The 16,718-nt window shown below is 36.2% G+C and carries 22 protein-coding genes; 12 read left to right on the top strand and 10 right to left on the bottom strand.

Translation table 11 applies throughout. From position 1 onward, the window contains the following. Window positions 1-11: 11 nt before the first annotated feature. The 4 genes from MKY81_RS17095 to MKY81_RS17080 all read left to right on the top strand — a co-directional run bounded on the left by MKY81_RS17095 (window position 12) and on the right by MKY81_RS17080 (window position 2,831). Window positions 12-353 (top strand): YolD-like family protein, encoded by a 342-nt coding sequence (locus MKY81_RS17095; protein ID WP_066234589.1) that lies wholly within the window; start codon window positions 12-14, stop codon window positions 351-353. 142 nt (window positions 354-495) lie between these two features. After that, window positions 496-1,329, top strand: coding sequence for an SPL family radical SAM protein (locus tag MKY81_RS17090; RefSeq protein ID WP_181294683.1), 834 nt, complete (start codon window positions 496-498; stop codon window positions 1,327-1,329). Window positions 1,330-1,434: 105 nt separating this feature from the next. Further along, window positions 1,435-2,004, top strand: a complete 570-nt coding sequence (locus MKY81_RS17085) for a helix-turn-helix domain-containing protein (protein ID WP_066235443.1) — start codon at window positions 1,435-1,437, stop codon at window positions 2,002-2,004. After that, entirely contained in the window at window positions 1,905-2,831 is a 927-nt protein-coding gene (locus MKY81_RS17080; protein ID WP_107920789.1) for an IS3 family transposase, read from the top strand. Before MKY81_RS17085 ends, MKY81_RS17080 begins: the two co-directional genes overlap by 100 nt. Window positions 2,832-2,925: 94 nt before the next feature. On the opposite strand, the gene MKY81_RS17075 is transcribed toward MKY81_RS17080, so the two are convergent. The 7 genes from MKY81_RS17075 to MKY81_RS17045 all read right to left on the bottom strand — a co-directional run bounded on the left by MKY81_RS17075 (window position 2,926) and on the right by MKY81_RS17045 (window position 8,798). After that, window positions 2,926-3,123 (bottom strand): CDGSH iron-sulfur domain-containing protein, encoded by a 198-nt coding sequence (locus tag MKY81_RS17075; RefSeq protein ID WP_066234591.1) that lies wholly within the window; start codon window positions 3,121-3,123, stop codon window positions 2,926-2,928. 92 nt (window positions 3,124-3,215) lie between these two features. Next, the gene (locus MKY81_RS17070; protein ID WP_066234593.1) at window positions 3,216-4,631 is read right to left on the bottom strand and encodes a LysM peptidoglycan-binding domain-containing protein; all 1,416 of its coding nucleotides are present in this window, start codon (window positions 4,629-4,631) and stop codon (window positions 3,216-3,218) included. Between the two features lie 89 nt (window positions 4,632-4,720). Beyond that, window positions 4,721-5,659 carry an alpha/beta hydrolase gene (locus MKY81_RS17065; protein WP_084347820.1) on the bottom strand — a complete coding sequence of 313 codons (939 nt, stop codon included), beginning with the start codon at window positions 5,657-5,659 and terminating at the stop codon, window positions 4,721-4,723. 87 nt (window positions 5,660-5,746) lie between these two features. After that, on the bottom strand, window positions 5,747-5,878 hold the full coding sequence (locus tag MKY81_RS17060) for a hypothetical protein (RefSeq protein ID WP_258223510.1): 132 nt from the start codon (window positions 5,876-5,878) through the stop codon (window positions 5,747-5,749). Between the two features lie 65 nt (window positions 5,879-5,943). Then, window positions 5,944-6,837 carry a hydroxymethylglutaryl-CoA lyase gene (locus MKY81_RS17055; RefSeq protein WP_108071306.1) on the bottom strand — a complete coding sequence of 298 codons (894 nt, stop codon included), beginning with the start codon at window positions 6,835-6,837 and terminating at the stop codon, window positions 5,944-5,946. A gap of 126 nt (window positions 6,838-6,963) precedes the next feature. Continuing rightward, window positions 6,964-8,142, bottom strand: coding sequence for a toxic anion resistance protein (locus MKY81_RS17050; RefSeq protein WP_108071307.1), 1,179 nt, complete (start codon window positions 8,140-8,142; stop codon window positions 6,964-6,966). Further along, a complete protein-coding gene (locus tag MKY81_RS17045) occupies window positions 8,139-8,798 on the bottom strand; it encodes a 5-bromo-4-chloroindolyl phosphate hydrolysis family protein (protein WP_108071308.1) in 660 nt (219 codons plus the stop codon). Before MKY81_RS17045 ends, MKY81_RS17050 begins: the two co-directional genes overlap by 4 nt. A gap of 274 nt (window positions 8,799-9,072) precedes the next feature. Here MKY81_RS17045 and MKY81_RS17040 point away from each other — a divergent pair, with 274 nt between their 5' ends. The 4 genes from MKY81_RS17040 (at window position 9,073) to MKY81_RS17025 (ending at window position 12,125) form a co-directional block, all read left to right on the top strand. After that, the gene (locus MKY81_RS17040; protein ID WP_107920119.1) at window positions 9,073-10,260 is read left to right on the top strand and encodes an acetyl-CoA C-acetyltransferase; all 1,188 of its coding nucleotides are present in this window, start codon (window positions 9,073-9,075) and stop codon (window positions 10,258-10,260) included. A gap of 147 nt (window positions 10,261-10,407) precedes the next feature. Next, window positions 10,408-11,097, top strand: coding sequence for a CoA transferase subunit A (locus MKY81_RS17035; protein ID WP_107920118.1), 690 nt, complete (start codon window positions 10,408-10,410; stop codon window positions 11,095-11,097). A gap of 30 nt (window positions 11,098-11,127) precedes the next feature. Beyond that, window positions 11,128-11,796 (top strand): CoA transferase subunit B, encoded by a 669-nt coding sequence (locus tag MKY81_RS17030; RefSeq protein ID WP_108071310.1) that lies wholly within the window; start codon window positions 11,128-11,130, stop codon window positions 11,794-11,796. 77 nt (window positions 11,797-11,873) lie between these two features. Continuing rightward, window positions 11,874-12,125 carry a YqkE family protein gene (locus MKY81_RS17025; RefSeq protein ID WP_066234698.1) on the top strand — a complete coding sequence of 84 codons (252 nt, stop codon included), beginning with the start codon at window positions 11,874-11,876 and terminating at the stop codon, window positions 12,123-12,125. A gap of 27 nt (window positions 12,126-12,152) precedes the next feature. On the opposite strand, the gene MKY81_RS17020 is transcribed toward MKY81_RS17025, so the two are convergent. From MKY81_RS17020 to MKY81_RS17010, 3 genes are read right to left on the bottom strand one after another with little or no spacing between them, the layout of a single operon-like run. After that, window positions 12,153-12,767 (bottom strand): class D sortase, encoded by a 615-nt coding sequence (locus MKY81_RS17020; RefSeq protein WP_066234616.1) that lies wholly within the window; start codon window positions 12,765-12,767, stop codon window positions 12,153-12,155. After that, the gene (locus MKY81_RS17015) at window positions 12,764-12,937 is read right to left on the bottom strand and encodes an anti-repressor SinI family protein (RefSeq protein WP_084347822.1); all 174 of its coding nucleotides are present in this window, start codon (window positions 12,935-12,937) and stop codon (window positions 12,764-12,766) included. Before MKY81_RS17015 ends, MKY81_RS17020 begins: the two co-directional genes overlap by 4 nt. After that, complete coding sequence (locus tag MKY81_RS17010) at window positions 12,922-13,293, bottom strand: helix-turn-helix domain-containing protein (RefSeq protein WP_066234619.1); 372 nt, start codon at window positions 13,291-13,293, stop codon at window positions 12,922-12,924. Before MKY81_RS17010 ends, MKY81_RS17015 begins: the two co-directional genes overlap by 16 nt. Window positions 13,294-13,583: 290 nt before the next feature. Between MKY81_RS17010 and MKY81_RS17005 the strand changes: the two genes are divergently transcribed. The 4 genes from MKY81_RS17005 to sipW all read left to right on the top strand — a co-directional run bounded on the left by MKY81_RS17005 (window position 13,584) and on the right by sipW (window position 16,663). Continuing rightward, entirely contained in the window at window positions 13,584-14,144 is a 561-nt protein-coding gene (locus MKY81_RS17005) for a TasA family protein (RefSeq protein ID WP_066234622.1), read from the top strand. 317 nt (window positions 14,145-14,461) lie between these two features. Next, window positions 14,462-15,055: a CalY family protein gene (locus MKY81_RS17000; RefSeq protein ID WP_066234628.1), complete on the top strand. Its 594-nt coding sequence runs from the start codon at window positions 14,462-14,464 to the stop codon at window positions 15,053-15,055. A 100-nt stretch (window positions 15,056-15,155) separates the two neighbouring features. Then, window positions 15,156-16,088, top strand: a complete 933-nt coding sequence (tapA, locus tag MKY81_RS16995; RefSeq protein WP_341118798.1) for an amyloid fiber anchoring/assembly protein TapA — start codon at window positions 15,156-15,158, stop codon at window positions 16,086-16,088. Continuing rightward, window positions 16,085-16,663 carry a signal peptidase I SipW gene (gene sipW / locus MKY81_RS16990; protein WP_341118384.1) on the top strand — a complete coding sequence of 193 codons (579 nt, stop codon included), beginning with the start codon at window positions 16,085-16,087 and terminating at the stop codon, window positions 16,661-16,663. The genes tapA and sipW overlap by 4 nt, the downstream gene beginning before the upstream one ends. Window positions 16,664-16,718: the final 55 nt, after the last annotated feature.

Genomic DNA, 16,718 nt, shown 5'->3' with positions numbered 1-16,718 from the left:
AGGTGACAAAGATGATACGTGATCGCGGTCGAATCAAGTGGAATTCACTTATGCTTCCTGAGCATGTAAAAATGCTTCGGGATTGGGCAGAGGAAGATACGTATGAACAGCAAAAATACATGGATGAACAACAACTTGAACGAATGGACGATATAATGAACGAAGCAATAGAATGTGGAAAAACGGTAACCATCACTCATTATCGCAATCATCACCATGAGCTTGTGCTAGGATTGATTAAACGCTACAAGCCATTAGAGGGAAAACTGGATATTATTGATAGATTTGATGAGGTGCATACAATTTTTCTTGAAAATATTGTGGATGTTCAGATGATCGAAGACGAAATATAAGTTGTTACATTAATTATTAAAGGGTGGGCTAATAACCATCCTTATTGACCTCTATTAGTGGTTTTCTTATTATGCACTCGACTATTTCGTTTAGTAATCAGGATATGTGGCTATGGTAAACCCAAAGAGAGGAGAAAAGTACGTGAAGATTGAAATGAAAGAAACACTTTCTAAAAAAATCCTTACAGAAGCAAAAGGTTATTTAGATGTCGGATTTACACATTCATTGAATCCCTATAGTGGGTGTGCGTTTTCTTGCAGATACTGTTATGTAAGGGAAATGCCGATTCAGAGATTCAAAGAAATTCCTTGGGGAGAATGGCTGGACATAAAAACAAATGCAGCTGAAAATTACCGGAATGAAATCATCAAACTTCGGAGGAAGAACAAACCCGTAAATATATTTATGTCCTCTGCAACGGACCCTTATCAACCAATAGAACGTAAGGCAAACATTACAAGAGCGATCTTAGCAGAAATGATTGAGAATCCTCCTGATTTTCTTCAAATTCAAACACGAAGCCCACTTATCACAAGGGATATCGATTTGATAATTAGATTGAAAGAAAAATGTGAAGTTTTAGTATCTATGACAATCGAAACGGACAGAGAAGAGATTAAGCAAATATTCGCACCATATGCACCGGGAATTAAAATCCGGCTAAAAGCCTTAAAGGAAATTCATGATGCCGGAATACCTACACAAGCTTCGATTTCCCCGCTGTTACCTTTTACACCTGATTTTCCAAAACAATTGAAGGGTATCGTAAACCATGTTTGGATCGATACTTTAAGTATTGGTGATGGATCAATGGGAAAGCGTTCAGAGAGATTAGGAATGCCAAAAGTATTTGAAGAGCATGATTTATCCAAGTGGTATCGTAAAGATATACATGTAATGGTAGAAAAATATTTTCATAAATACTTTCCTAGTGAAATGATAAGAGTTTCAAAAAAAGAAGCCTTTCCAAAATAAAAAGATTAGATCATGAAGCGAACCCCCCTAAGTTGGACTAAGAATCAAACTTTGTACTGCACCCCAAAAGTTAGAGTAAAAATCTAACTTTTGGAGTGTTTATTTATGGCTAAATATAGTGAGAAATTTAAACTGATGGTAGTTAAAGAATATCTAGAAGGAAATCTTGGATACAAGCTCTTAGCCCGTAAACATGGTGTGAAGTCACATAAGCAGATTATTAACTGGGTAAAAAATTACGAAAATTTTGGTGCCGAAAGCTTAATGAGCAAGAAACATGAGAAATCATATTCTGTTCAATTTAAGCTAGATGTATTAAGATTTATGAAGAGAACAGGTTCTTCAGTGATTGATTCAGCCCTTCAATTTGGGATAACTAACCCTCCGATGATATCTAGATGGAAAAAGGAATTTCTTGAAGGTGGTGCTGAAGCCCTGGGTAAACCGAAAGGACGGTCACCCATGTCTGATAAAGGTACGAGTAAGAGTAATAAAAACAAACACGTGGAAGAAAAAGAAATGACATACGAACAAAAACTAGAAAGAGAAAATGAGCTTCTTCGTTTGGAGGTAGAATATCTAAAAAAGTTGCGAGCTTTTCAGATGGATCCGGAGGGCTATCTAGAAAAGCACAGGCAGCATTATCATTCGAACTCAAAGAAGAATTTAAATTAAGGGATGTATTACATGTAGTCGGCATCCCTGAATCCTCCTACCACTATCATATAAAGATGATGAAAAAGGTTAATCCGGATCAAGGACTAGAAGATCTTATCCAATCCATTTTCGAAGAAAATGACGGAAATTATGGTTACCGTCGTATTCATCTTGAATTGGGAAATCGGGGCTATAAAGTGAATCATAAGAGGATTCAACGTATCATGAAGAAACTAGGACTAAAAGGAAAAAAGTTCTGGAGAAAAACACGCAAGTATAGTTCTTACAAAGGTACTGTTGGAAAAGTTGCGAAGAACCTTATTAATCGTAGATTTTATTCTAATGTGCCCCATCAAAAGTTAACTACAGATATCACTGAGTTTAAATGTACTAATGGAGAAAAATTATATTTAAATCCAATCATGGACATGTTTAATGGTGAAATACTTTCACATGAAATAGCTAAGCATCCAAGTTTAGAACTTGTGATGAAACCCTTGGGAAAAGCATTAGAAATCGTAAAAGAATCAAAATACAGAACAACTATTCATTCTGACCAAGGATGGCATTATCAACATAGAAAATGGGTGAAAACACTTAAGAAAAATAAAGTTTTTCAAAGTATGTCTAGAAAAGGAAACTGCTTAGATAATTCACCAATGGAAAACTTCTTTGGTTTATTAAAACAAGAGATGTATCATGGAGAGGCATTGTGTTCTTTTGAAGAATTAAAGAGCAAGATTGAAAGATATATAGATTATTATAATAACAAACGTATCAAACAAAAATTGGCCGGTATGTCTCCGGTTCAATACCGCATTCATACCAGCCAATTAGCTGCTTGATATAAACTCTAACTTTTCGGGGTCACAACACTTAAGGGGGTTTTTACATAACAAAAAGTTATGTACGGGATTATCTGTTGGTGAATCACCAAAACTACTCTGCACGAACAACGGACTCAAAATTCCCTTTATGGGAGCCATCGCAAAATGGCTTTTTATTTGATAAGCCACAGCGGCATAATGAAAAAGATGGTTTCGTTTCAAATACATTTCCTTCCGCATCAACTAGTTCCACATCGCCTGTTACACGGTAAGATCCATTATCATTGACTTTAATTTGTACTTTAGACATCATCATCATCCTTTCTAAAATTAGACAATCTACTATTTATGGTATAAGGAAAAATACAAAAAAGCAACAAAGTATATGGAAAGAAATTGCTACTATATTAATTTGCGGGCTTTAAAGTTATTTTCTTGGACGAACCAATTTTGAGGAAAGGGGGTTCCCAGTACCCAATAGCTGATTCCTCTGAGACGATAGTTATTAACGACATCAAATTTTGCTTGGGCACTTCTTGCATCTTCGAACCAAACTTCATGCTGTTGACCATTTTCATCAGTATAGCGGAAGAAGGGAGATTGGTAGGTTGTATTGTATTCAATGGTTGCTCCATATTTCTGGGCTAACTGAATCGCTCTTTGGGGACTAACGGTTTTTGCGAGAGTTCCTTCCTGCCACGGAATTTTCCAATCACGTCCATATAACGGTGCACCCATCATAATTTTATTTCGTGGGATCACTGTTACGGCATAATCAAGAACTTTTTTCACTTCATTAATTGGCGCGATAGCCCATGGCCGTCCCCCTGCCCAGCCCCATTCATATGTCATTAGTATAATGAAATCAACAATCTTTCCTTGAGCTTCATAATCATGTGCCTCATAAAGAATCCCTTTTTGTTCGGACGTAAGTTTCGGAGCTAATGCAGTTGAAACTAAAAAGCCTTGCGGATGGAGCTGTGACACGACACGACTGAGAAAAGAATTGTAGTTTTCACGATCCTCAGGATAGATGTATTCAAAGTCAAAATTAACGGCATTATATCCTTTCTCCTGCATTATAGATAGGAGATTCTGAATAAGAAGATCTTGAACCGATTGGTTTCTTAAAAGGCTCGCAGCCAAATCAGAATTAAAATTTTGATTAACAAAATTTGTTACAACTAATAAAGGGGAGACATGTTCAGAACGGGCAGCGCGAATAACAGCAGTGTCATTCAGTTCTGTCAAACTGCCATCCTCTTTAATTGAATAGGTGAATGGTGCCAGGTAAGTAAAATATCTCCCAAGTTGATGAATGTTTTCAGTAGCGCTTGCATCTAGCGTTGTTATATACGCATTTACCTCTTTAAATGGGCGAGTCCTTTCCGGAATTCGCAGTACTTGACCAATATAGAGAGTGTATGGGCTTGCTATGTGGTTCACTTCAGTAATATCTGAAGGATTTACATTATATGCTTGAGCAATCGACCAAAGTGATTCACCAGGGCGAACAGTATGATAGTGGATAGGGATAAATAATACTTGACCAATGGAAATATCAATTGGATTGGATAGTTGATTGGCTACAGCAATTGCTTGCACTGATGTTCCAAACCGCTGTGCAATCGCCCATAGATTGTCTCCAGGCTGAATAATATATTCATAACCGGGTGAAGGAATAACAAGTGCTTGACCGATCACTAACGTATCAGGATTTTTCAATTGGTTAGCCGTTGAAATTTGAGTTATGTTCACTCCATATCGCTTGGAAATAGCCTGAAGACTTTCTCCTTTTTTTACTACATGAATATTCATTTGGATCTCTCCCTAGTTATTTTCCCTATAGATACTGTATTCAGATACAAGTACAAATGTTTAAAAAAATCACTAGAAAGAGAAATTTTTTATGCATTTTGCTTAGAAAAATTTTGATCTTTCACATATTTCATAAGAAATTCATCCACTGTTCTTTCATAATCTTCACGATTCTCATTAAAGGATTGGGCGTGCATACCGTTGACAGCAAGATAGAGCATTTTTTCACCTTTCTTCTTTTTAAATAAAGCTTTCGTCATTTCTGGTAATATATAATCATCTTTTTCACTATGTACAAATAATATCGGTTTCTTTATATTTTCAATAACATTAATTGGAGAAACGTTTTTTAAAGAATACCCGTCACGAAATTTAATAAATAGGTTAGCAAGAGGAAGTAGCCATTTTCCAGGTAGTTTAATTTCACATGAGATTTGATACGCCAAAAGTTCACGAAAATCGGAAAAAGGGCAGTCGACGATATAAAAATTAGCCCGATCCTCAAGGCTTCCCGCATATAAAAGAGTTGTTGCAGCTCCCATTGATTCCCCATGAATACCAAAAAAGACATTTTCTCCTTCAACAGAAATAAGATAATCTACTACGGCTTTTAAATCATGCTTTTCATAATAGCCATAGCTAGTCGTTTTTCCACCGCTTTCACCATGTCTTCGATGATCATAAATAATCGCATTAAAGCCTCTTTCAATAAATATGTTCATATATTTGATAGAATTTGTTTTATTTTCGGTAACCCCATGACAAAAAATCATGTATTTCTTCACATTTGGGTATGGGCGGACGAACATAGCCTTTATGTTATAACCGAAAGGAGAAGGAATCCATACCTCTTGCTTTGGCAAAGCTTCAAACGAATGGGGATCAAGACGCTTTGCTTGGACTTCTCGATCGAAAACAAACTGTTTATCTTTTCGAGCAATATGCATAATTCTTTCTGAAAGATAAAATCCTAACCCAGCCGTTGCAAGGATCGTCGCACCGCCAAGAATGGAAAATTGTTTTTTCAATTTGCACGCCTCCATCGCTTTTTTTGATTATTTTACCATAAATATAAAAAAAGAAACTGACGAATGAAGTCAGCTTCCATGAAGCAATTACTGTTCTGAATTTTGTCGATTAGTAGGGTGGATCGCTTTATTTAATTCTTCTGCAGCGATCGTTTGTTTTGTCGTATCCGCAGTTGGTTTCCCTTTTTGACTATAGCCTTTTTCACGTTGTTTTGTCATTTGTAGTCATCCTCCTTAAACAATAGCCGATAACATTAAAATGAGCAAAACGGGAAAAATTATACTTATTTCTTAGAAAGCTGATAATAACCACTTTCAATTTTTCGGGATAGAGCAGGTGATACAGTATCAATCGCTTCGACAAGCTTAGTTAAATCGATACCTGTACTAATTCCCATTCTTTCGAGCATAAAAACGACATCCTCCGTCGCTACATTTCCAGTGGCACCAGGTGCAAACGGACAGCCACCAAGACCGCCGGCAGAAGTATCAAAACGGTCAATACCAGCCTGTAAAGCCGCAAAGATATTGGCAAGAGCCATTTTCCTCGTATCATGAAAATGTGCGGTTAAAAGAACATTCGGCAGTCGCTCTTTTAAGGAAGAAAACAATGAAAAAGATTCCGATGGAGCTGCCATTCCAATCGTATCTGCTACACTTAACTCATCAACTCCAGCAGCAACAAATTCTTCACACAAACGAAGTGTATCGCTTTCTGCGACTTTTCCTTCAAACGGACAATAAAAGGCTGTGGAAATACATGCCCTTACAAAAATGTTTTTTTTCTTTAATTCAGTGATAATTGGTTTTAATTCATCTAAACTTTCCTTTGTGCTTTTATTAATATTTTTTTTATTAAAACTGTTACTTACACCTACAAAAACAGCGACTGAATCGCATCCCAGCTCCAAAGCTCGATCAATTCCTTTACGGTTCGGGGCTAAGACGATATTTGTAGGGATATCAGGGGGTGAAGCAACAATTTCAGATGCATCCTGCATTTGCGGCACCCATTTAGGAGAGACGAAAGAAGTTAATTCCATCTCCTTAATCCCTGCACCAGCAAGTTTATTGATAAACTGTAGTTTTGTCTCTGTTGGAACAAAATTCTTTTCATTTTGTAATCCATCACGTGGACCGACTTCAATAATAGTAACTTCCTTTGGTAATGACAACATAAATTTCTCCCTCCCATTTTCTATTGTAGTGACAGTTAGTGAATAATTGCAAGAATTATGTGAAATGAAAGAAAGTAGGTAGGAGTCCTCATGAAAAAAAACGGTAAAGATTACCGCTTTTTCGAATTACGATTTTAAATTCAATAGCTTTTGCTTTAATTCGTTTTCCATCGTCATTAATTCTTGTTCTGCTTGATAACGTTTTGCTCGACCTTCTTGTTGAATTCGAAGTGTTTCTTCTAACGTAGAAACGAGATTTTCTTGTGTTTTCTTTAATGTTTCAATATCAACGAGTCCACGCTCATTTTCCCGAGCTGTTTCTAATGTGTTTTGTTTCAGCATTTCGGCATTTTTAAGCAGAAGATCATTTGTTGTTTTAGATACCTGCTTTTGTGCTTCAACGGCACTTCGCTGGCGGATTAGTGTTAAGGCAATAGCAATTTGGTTTTTCCACAATGGAATCGCCGTCATAATGGAAGATTGAATTTTTTCTGCAAGTGCTTGATTCGTGTTTTGAATTAAACGAATTTGTGGAGCACTTTGAATCGTTATTTGTCTGCTTAATTTCAAATCATGAAGTCTTTTTTCAAGACGGTCGGCGAACTGAATCATGTCATTGACATCTTGGACAGCCATTTGATCTCCTGTTGCAGCAGCTTTGTTTTTTAGTTCCGGAATGGTTTTAGATTGCAATTCCTCAAGCTTCAGTTCACCGGCTGCAATATAAATGTTTAACGCATGAAAATAATCTTTATTTTTTTCATATAACTGCTCCAGCATTTGCACGTCGGCTAATAATGTTTTTTTCGAATGGTCGAGCTTTACACTTATTCGATCAATTTGGGCACCTGTTTTCTGATATTTTGAAAGGACTTCTTGAATAGAATTGGAGATTTTTCCGAACATTCGAGAGAAAAGACCTTTCTTCTCAGGGGAAAGTTCATCAGGATTCACATCGTGCAATTTTTTCATTAAGTCACTCAAAATATCCCCGATTTCGCCAATGTCTTTCTTTTGAACATGATCGAGCATTGAATGAGAAAAATTCAACAGCTTGGATTGTGCTTGCGTCCCATATAAAATAATTGATTGATGGTTTTTCGGGTCAATTTGTTCAGCTAATTGGACCGCCTTTTGCCGGTTTTCTTCTGGTAATACATCAATCAATCGGGTCGGTCTATCCGTTTGATTTTGTGTAGGTGTGTCATTAATGATGAGCTCCTTATCTCCAAATGGATTTGCGAGGAGGTCATCCATGCCGGTACTTATATCTTCTTGCCATAAGGTGTCTTTTGTTTCACTCATTTGATCGTTCTCCTTTCATCGTCTTTTGTCAGTGGATTTTTTAATGTTTTTAATGAGTGTTTAGCTACGTCTAATTCCATTTCTAGATGATCAATATCACTTGATAGTACTTCATATAAATCTTTCTCGATGGATCTCTTTAAATCCTTTAAAGTATCCCGCGTTTCGTTTAAGGAAAAAGAGAGTTTATCATTTTTTGCTGGTTGTGAGGCCAAAAATGTATATTTTTCAGAAAGCTCAACAATCGAATCTAAATGATAGAAATAAAACTTCTCAGCTTTAAAAAAGCGCCCAGGTTCTTTTTTGATGATCGTTTGGATTCGTTTTGTGAGTCGAATAATTTCAAACATTTGTTTAAACGCACCGATATTACGCATACTGAAAAACACTTTTTGCAGCCGTTGTATTTTCTTTTGTGCTTCTTTTAAATTTTTGACAATATAAGCATACTCTTTTCTAGTTAAACGGTGTCTTTTCAAATAATGGTGGCTTGTATACCATTTGATCACCGAATAGACAATTGCGCCACCGCCTAGTGCAAAGAGGGACGCCAGCCAATAGGGTTGGGAATATACAAAGAAGCTAATTAACCAGATGGCCACAGTAGTAGGTAGTGTGATAATCAATCGTAACAAAAACGCTAAGAATGGATGCATTCCAATCGACTCCTGTCTAAAGAACTATTACATTATTTCATACGATTATCGTAAAATAAAGATTCATTGCATACTATTATAAAGGAGAATGCTTATGAAATAAATACATCTAGAGGTGTAGAGAATGCTACTTCGCAAGAATCAGGAACCTTTTTTTAAAAGGGAATTTAAAAAAAATAGAGGAATTCCGCACTTTTTATCGAAGAAGTAGTGAGTAACGTCATTTTTTGACGAATGAAGGTAGACATTAGTAACTACAGCTGGGAGGAGAACGATGGGAAATCAAGAGGTAGTCATTGTAAGTGCCGTAAGAACGGCGATTGGCAGTTTCAATGGAACATTAAAAAATACACCAGCAACCGAACTCGGTGCAATTGTTATTAAACAGGCATTAGCAAAAGCGGGAGTAAAAGGCGAACAAGTAGATGAAATTATCATGGGAAATGTTTTGCAAGCAGGATTAGGACAAAATCCAGCGCGTCAGGCAGCCATTAAAGCGGGCGTTCCTGAAAGCGTTTCCTCGATGACGATTAATAAAGTTTGCGGATCGGGATTAAAAGCAGTTCACTTGGCAACACAGGCAATTTTAGCGGGCGATGCCGATATTATTGTAGCCGGCGGAATGGAAAATATGAGCAGGGCTCCATATCTTTTAAACAATGCAAGAGATGGTTTCAAAATGGGAGATCAAAAGCTCGTCGATAGCATGATTCAAGATGGCCTATGGTGTGCGTTTAACGATTACCATATGGGCATTACAGCTGAAAATCTTTGTGACCAATATCAAATAAGTCGCGAGGAACAAGATCAATTTTCCGCTAATAGTCAGACAAAAGCAGTAAAAGCGATTGAAGAGGGAAAATTTAAAGAAGAAATCGTTCCAGTAGAAATTCCACAACGAAAAGGCGATCCGATCATTTTTGATACGGACGAATATCCGAAAAAAGGTACATCTGTAGAAAAATTAGCGAGCTTAAGACCAGCCTTTAAAAAGGACGGGTCAGTTACAGCGGGCAATGCATCAGGAATAAATGATGGGGCAGCAGCTGTTGTTGTCATGTCTAGAAAAAAAGCGGAAGAACTAGGGATAACTCCACTCGTTACGATTAAAGCGAATGCAAATGCAGGAGTCGATCCGAGTATCATGGGAATAGGACCTGTTACAGCAGTGAAAAAGGCGCTTGAAAAAGCGAATGTATCATTAGAGGAAATTGATTTGATTGAAGCAAATGAAGCGTTTGCAGCCCAGTCACTAGCTGTCGATCGTGAACTTCATTTCAACCAAGAGATTTTAAATGTAAATGGCGGGGCAATTGCTTTAGGACACCCAATTGGGGCAAGCGGAGCAAGAATTCTTGTTACGTTAATTCATGAAATGAAAAAAAGACAAGCAAAGAAAGGGTTAGCGACTCTATGTATTGGTGGGGGCCAAGGCGTTGCGACAATTGTCGAACTAGTTTAAAGAAAAGCGGAGGCGACTGTTAAGCCCCGACAAGCATAAGTCATCTTACGTAGTGGCTTGCTCTGTAGCCACGCAGTAAGATGACTTATGACCTCGAGGGGCTAGGAGCCGCAGCTGGACAAAATTGATTAGGAGGTAAGGCTAAAAATGAAACAAGTTCACACATCCTTTCAAGAAGCAGTTGCCGATATTCATGATGGAGCTACATTAATGGTTGGCGGCTTTGGACTTTGCGGGATTCCCGAAAATTTAATTCAAGCATTAGTTGAAAAAGGGGTCAAAGATTTAACGGTCATTTCAAATAACTGTGGGATCGATGACTGGGGATTAGGTCCATTATTGAAAAATAAGCAAATTAAAAAAATGATTGGATCCTATGTGGGAGAAAATAAAGAATTTGAACGCCAAGTATTGGCGGGAGAATTAGAAGTAGAATTAACGCCGCAAGGAACATTAGCGGAAAAAATTCGTGCCGGTGGTTCGGGCATTCCGGCATTTTATACACCTGCGGGAGTAGGGACACCCATTGCAGAGGGAAAAGAAACCCGAGAATTTTATGGAAAAGAATATTTATTAGAAGAGGCCCTAACAGCTGACTTTAGCCTAATTCGAGCGTGGAAAGGCGATAAAATGGGCAATTTGGTGTATAACAAAACGGCCCGCAACTTCAATCCGATGATCGCAGCAGCAGGTAAGGTAACGATAGCTGAAGTAGAGGAACTCTATGAAACAGGTGAACTGGACGCAAACTTTATCCATACGCCAAGTATTTACGTTCAAAGGATTATCCAAGGGGATCAAGAAAAACGGATTGAAAGAAGAACCATTTCGAAATAAATAGATACATAGGGAAAGGAGTGTTCCTAATTGGCGGAAGATAAATTTCTAGTACGGGAAAAAATAGCGAAGAGAGCGGAAAAGGAAATAGAAGATGGATTCTACGTGAATCTGGGGATTGGTATGCCTACTTTAGTAGCAAACTATATATCTGAAAATAAGCAAGTCGTTTTGCAATCGGAAAATGGATTGCTCGGAATCGGCCCATATCCAACAGAAGAAAATATTGATGCTGACTTAATAAATGCTGGCAAAGAAACGGTAACAGCCATTCCCGGATCATCCTATTTTGATAGTGCGGAATCATTCGCGATGATTCGTGGCGGACATATTAATATCGCCATTCTAGGTGGAATGGAAGTTTCAGAAAACGGCGATTTGGCCAACTGGATGATTCCAGGAAAAATGATTAAAGGCATGGGCGGAGCGATGGACCTTGTCCATGGAGCCCAAAAAATTATCGTCATTATGGATCACGTCAATAAAAATGGCGATGCGAAAATATTAAAAAAATGCAGCTTACCTTTAACAGGAAAAGGCGTTGTGAACCGAATTATTACGGAACGAGCAGTCATTGATGTAACCGATCAAGGTCTTGTCTTAAAAGAAGTGGCAAAAGGATATTCGGTGGAAGATGTTCTTACTTCTACAGAGCCCAAGCTGCACGTACCCGAAGATGTGAAACTAGAGGCTTATTGATATTTGTAGTAAAATAAGGAGGAATTAGCGAAAATATGCTAATCCTCTTTCTTATTATTTTTAAAGGAGTATTTCTGATGGCTAAGAAAAAGAATAAACAACCGAAAACGAAGAAAACAGATGATCATTTGACATTGCAAGATACATTAAATCAAGATATTCTTTTAAAATTAAAACAAACGCAACAACAATTAAAAGATGAAGAAGAAACTAAAAAGCTAAAAGAAGCAGAACGAAAACGTGAGGAACGAAGACAAAAGGAAAAAAATAAATCATTTGAAGAATTGTTAAATGAAAGCTCAATGGATTGGAAAAAATATAAACAATAATAGGGTGTATGTGGCTACATCCTATTATTATTTTGATGAATGTTGGACAGGCAGTGCCGTAATAATGTAACGATTTGGAGCATCCCCTATGTAAGAAAAAGGATAACAGGTTGTTATGGTCAACACCTCTTCAGGTGCTGTTGATTGAATGACACTGCGATCATCTACGTCAACGATTTTTGTCTCTTTGATTTTATAGGAAAATGTTCCATAGGGGAGCTTAATAGTCAGAATATCCCCTATGCGCAATTCTCCCATTTTTCGAAACACTGTATCCCGATGGCCGGATAGAACAATTTGATCCTTGTCCATTGGATATGCGGTTCCTTTATAATGTCCGACCCCTTTTTCTAAATCATCTTCATCCGTTCCTTCTACAATTGGCAGCTCTGCATTGATTTGCGGGATGGACAATATCCCTACGACATCATTTTGCTTTGGTTTAAAATCAGCTTTTTTTTGTGATTTATGTTTTTTCATATCATCAGTATGTTTTTCTAAATCATCCGTTTGTTTTAATAATTGCTGAGCCTTTTTAATGCTTTCACTATGGGTATGTTGAGTTTTGAAAAATTGATATCCACCAATGCCGATAAAGAGAAGGCCAAACAAAATAATAATGAAAGATAATGATTTAATCATCCGCTTTTATGTAAATCTCGTAAAAAGGCTTGATTAGTCGTTTTCGTTATTTCAAGAAAGTGACGAATTTCATTCGGAGTAATCCCTAAATTCCTTGCTTCCTCTAATAATTTTCGCCATTCTTCTCGTTGATCAATCGATTCATTTTTTTCTTTTAATTCCATCCCCATTTGCCAATCCTCCTAGTTTTTTTCTTTTCTTTCCAATGTTTAAAGATGAAAAATTCTTGGAGTGTTTGAAAATCTTCTTTATTTAATCCGTTATTAATCGCATGATTCAACAGCTTCTGCCATTCTTCATCAATAAGCTTCATTTCGCTTTCATTCTCTATATTTTCATGAAGAAGAAATTCAATTGTTGTATCAAGTGGTTTAGCAATCTTACCAAGGAACTCAAGAGAAGGATTATTTCGCAAATCCCGTTCGATATAGCTTAAATAAGATTTAGAAATTCCGGCAAGTGCCGCTAATTGTGTAATGGAATATCCCTTTTCCATTCGCAATTTCTTTATTCGTTCACCAATCATCTCTCTCTCCTCAAATCATTATGAATTTAAACAGTATGATGGTTTATTTCGTTCATTATAAAAGACGTTTTGTTCTTTATAAAGTTGTGAAATAGTGAGAAAGAACGAGCATAACCTAGATAATGAACGAAAAATGTTCTTTATATAGAAAAATAGGTTAAATTTACGATTTTTCCAAATAGTTAAAACGAACTAAAATTACAATAAGTGTTCTTAATTGGAAACGAATCTTAAAGAACGGCATCAATGCGTATAATTAAGGACTCAATATTAAAGGGAGGGGCTTAATAATGAGTATTAAAAAGAAGCTTGGCATGGGGATGGCAACAGCTGCACTTGGGCTATCTTTAATTGGTGGAGGAACATATGCTTATTTTAGTGATACGGCTGAGGCAACAGGAAGTTTTACAAATGGTACATTGGATCTAGGGATAAATAAAACAACGATTGTGGATATTAGTAATTTAAAGCCGGGAGATTATATGTTTAGAGATTTCCAATTATCTAATGACGGATCTCTTGATATGAAACAGGTGTTATTAAATTCATCTTATGAGGTTATTGATGCAAATAAAGATAATGGTACGGAAGACTTTGGAGATCATATTATGGTTGAGTATCTTTATAAAGTAGAAGGAAAGGAAAATGTAGTTTTTAGAAAAACTCTATCAGAGTTAAAGAATAACCCTATAGAAGTTTTGAAGAATGTTCCTGCAGGGAAAAAACAAATCAAATTTACTGTTCAATTTAAGTTTCTAGATAATGGGGAGGATCAAAATAAATTCCAAGGTGATTCATTGAAACTGAAATGGAATTTTGAAGCGAAGCAAAAAGATGGTGAAGCAAGATAAAACAAACAGGTGCAAAAGCTAAGCTTTTGCGCCTTTTTGTTTGTACTTTATAAAAAATAATTTCATTAAAAAATTATAAAAAAGTAAGGAAATAAGAGATAAAACGCGATAAAGAACATTATCTGTTCTTTTTAAAGAAAATACGGACCTTTTTACGATTTTTCAAACTAATCTAAATGTCCTATACTCAAAATAAATATTCGTTAAAACGAACAATAAAGAACAACTATGAAGAACAAATACTGTTTGCAACTTCTTATGATCATCATAAGGGTTCAAAATAAAAAAATTTCTAGGGAGAAAGAGGAGGAAACAAAATGAGTCTTAAAAAGAAACTAGGTATGGGCGTAGCATCAGCGGCACTAGGATTAGCACTAATCGGGGGAGGTACATATGCGTATTTCAGTGATACAGCGGAAGCAAGTGCTAACTTTGCAGCTGGAACACTTGATTTAGTTGCAAATCCAACAACTATTATTGATGTAAAAAATATTAAGCCAGGAGATTGGATGGATCGGGAATTTACTCTTCAAAATAATGGATCATTAGATATTTCAAAGGTTTTATTAGAAACAGATTACGAAGTAATTGATGCAAAAGGAGATAATGCGGAGGATTTTGGTAAATATATTGAAGTCTCATTCTTAGTAAATAAGGATAAAAAGACTGAGGTAGTATATAAAACAACATTAGACAAATTGAAAAACGATAAAGATGACGTTGTAGAAAGAGATCTTCTTGGTTGGGTTTTAGGTGGAGAGCCAAGTGGGCTTAAAGCTGGTACATCAGACAAATTCTCGGTTAGATATAAGTTTGTAGATAACGGTAAAGATCAAAACGAATTTCAAGGTGATCAACTTAAACTTACATGGAAATTCAATGCTAAACAAACAGCAGGTCAATCCAAATAATAAATTTACATTGAAGGTGGGATCTTCCCACCTTCTTAATAGATATTAAAATTATTCCTTATAAAAAATCATTAAATAAACGAGAACTTTAAGATTTTTTATAAGGAATAAAATCCTCATAAGCATTGGTTTTTGGCAGGAAACAGGATGTAGGGAGGGATATAAAATTAGAAGATTAAGAGTCCATAGATTCGGAAAGAAAACAAAAAAGTTACAATTGCTTGTGAAATTAGTTGCGATTTGGTACATAGCACTATTCACCGGTTCATACCTAACCTCTAACACTGGAGCCTATTTCAACGATACAGATGATATAAAAGGTACGATAACTGCAGGAACCTGGGAAGTAGATGATGGGAAATGGGATAAGAGTTCGCTGAAATTTCTTGGTGAAAAAGCTCAAACAATTAAAAGCTGTGTGAAAACAACTATTTCTGCAGCGATCAAGAATACTGGAAATGATATGAAAGATACATCCAAGTTTGAAATCTATTACGCTAAAAAGGGAAATCCAAAAGATGGATCGAAAATTGGAGAAGGAACTATACCAAAGCTAGCAACCAACAAATCAATGAATCTTACATTTGATGCAAAGGAACCTGGTAACTATAAGTTTAAAGCGCTCCAAAGACCGGGACATCCGGGTAAAGGTGAGTTATGGAGTGAAACAATTACAATTGACTGTAATAAAACGAAAACTACAACGACAGATAAAGATGAAACTGCAAAAGACGATAAGAAAAACGAAACGAATACACCGGAAAAACAACAATCAAATAGCGAAGATAAAAAAGACACAACTGATAAAAAAGAAAACAGTGATGAGTCAAGTAAAAATACTAACGAAAAACAAGATCCAAAAGACTCAAACGGTAATACAAATGAAAAACAAAATCCTAAAAACTCAAATGATAATACTAACCAAAAACAAGAACCAAAAGATCCTTCGTCCGATGGAAAAGAAAAAACAACTGCTACTGAACCAAAAGATGATGGAGACGCAAATACAAAAACGGATGGTGATCAGAAATGAAGGCAAAAAGAATAAAAAAATGGATTAGTTCTATTATCACAACAATTTTATTTCTCGTATTAGTTTTTATGCTATTCGTTGTGATTTCATCGAAAGCGTCGGGCGGTGAACCACAATTTTTAGGATATCAATTAAAAACGGTTTTATCTGGGTCGATGGAACCAGGGATTAAAACAGGATCAATTATCGCAGTAAAGCCAGCTGAAGATAAAACCCATTTTAAAAAAGGTGATGTGATTACCTTTAAAGCGGATGAAAAAACAATTGTGACACATCGAATTATTGAAGTAAATAAAAATGGCAATGAAGTTATATATAGAACAAAAGGCGATAATAATAAAACAGCAGATATGGAACCGGTCCTTTCGCAAAATGTATTAGCTAAATATTCCGGATTTACTTTACCATACGTAGGCTATTTCATTAATTTTTCACAATCAAAAAATGGAAGTGCATTATTGCTCATTCTACCGGGATTATTATTGCTTGGCTATTCAATCATCTCCATTTGGAGAGCGATTGCCCAAATTGATAATAAAAAGACTCCTCCGGAAAACATTGAAAAGTCAGCCTAATCAATTAGATGGGGAAAATCCCATCTAATATATTTTTTTACAGAATTTTCCGAAC

The organism is Heyndrickxia sp. FSL W8-0423 (genome assembly GCF_038009395.1).
In the GTDB taxonomy this organism is placed as follows: Bacteria; Bacillota; Bacilli; order Bacillales; family Bacillaceae_C; genus Heyndrickxia; species Heyndrickxia sporothermodurans.
This window is presented reverse-complemented; position numbering and strand designations above follow the sequence as displayed.

What these genes read in the sequence shown, in the direction of transcription:
- MKY81_RS17095 (WP_066234589.1), top strand. Translation starts at nt 12, where the DNA reads ATGATACGTGATCGCGGTCGAATCAAGTGGAATTCACTTATGCTTCCT.
- MKY81_RS17085 (WP_066235443.1), top strand. Translation starts at nt 1,435, where the DNA reads ATGGCTAAATATAGTGAGAAATTTAAACTGATGGTAGTTAAAGAATAT.
- MKY81_RS17075 (WP_066234591.1), bottom strand. Translation starts at nt 3,123, where the DNA reads ATGTCTAAAGTACAAATTAAAGTCAATGATAATGGATCTTACCGTGTA.
- MKY81_RS17070 (WP_066234593.1), bottom strand. Translation starts at nt 4,631, where the DNA reads ATGAATATTCATGTAGTAAAAAAAGGAGAAAGTCTTCAGGCTATTTCC.
- MKY81_RS17060 (WP_258223510.1), bottom strand. Translation starts at nt 5,878, where the DNA reads ATGACAAAACAACGTGAAAAAGGCTATAGTCAAAAAGGGAAACCAACT.
- MKY81_RS17055 (WP_108071306.1), bottom strand. Translation starts at nt 6,837, where the DNA reads ATGTTGTCATTACCAAAGGAAGTTACTATTATTGAAGTCGGTCCACGT.
- MKY81_RS17050 (WP_108071307.1), bottom strand. Translation starts at nt 8,142, where the DNA reads ATGAGTGAAACAAAAGACACCTTATGGCAAGAAGATATAAGTACCGGC.
- MKY81_RS17045 (WP_108071308.1), bottom strand. Translation starts at nt 8,798, where the DNA reads ATGCATCCATTCTTAGCGTTTTTGTTACGATTGATTATCACACTACCT.
- MKY81_RS17040 (WP_107920119.1), top strand. Translation starts at nt 9,073, where the DNA reads ATGGGAAATCAAGAGGTAGTCATTGTAAGTGCCGTAAGAACGGCGATT.
- MKY81_RS17035 (WP_107920118.1), top strand. Translation starts at nt 10,408, where the DNA reads ATGAAACAAGTTCACACATCCTTTCAAGAAGCAGTTGCCGATATTCAT.
- MKY81_RS17025 (WP_066234698.1), top strand. Translation starts at nt 11,874, where the DNA reads ATGGCTAAGAAAAAGAATAAACAACCGAAAACGAAGAAAACAGATGAT.
- MKY81_RS17020 (WP_066234616.1), bottom strand. Translation starts at nt 12,767, where the DNA reads ATGATTAAATCATTATCTTTCATTATTATTTTGTTTGGCCTTCTCTTT.
- MKY81_RS17015 (WP_084347822.1), bottom strand. Translation starts at nt 12,937, where the DNA reads ATGGGGATGGAATTAAAAGAAAAAAATGAATCGATTGATCAACGAGAA.
- MKY81_RS17010 (WP_066234619.1), bottom strand. Translation starts at nt 13,293, where the DNA reads ATGATTGGTGAACGAATAAAGAAATTGCGAATGGAAAAGGGATATTCC.
- MKY81_RS17005 (WP_066234622.1), top strand. Translation starts at nt 13,584, where the DNA reads ATGAGTATTAAAAAGAAGCTTGGCATGGGGATGGCAACAGCTGCACTT.
- MKY81_RS17000 (WP_066234628.1), top strand. Translation starts at nt 14,462, where the DNA reads ATGAGTCTTAAAAAGAAACTAGGTATGGGCGTAGCATCAGCGGCACTA.
- sipW (WP_341118384.1), top strand. Translation starts at nt 16,085, where the DNA reads ATGAAGGCAAAAAGAATAAAAAAATGGATTAGTTCTATTATCACAACA.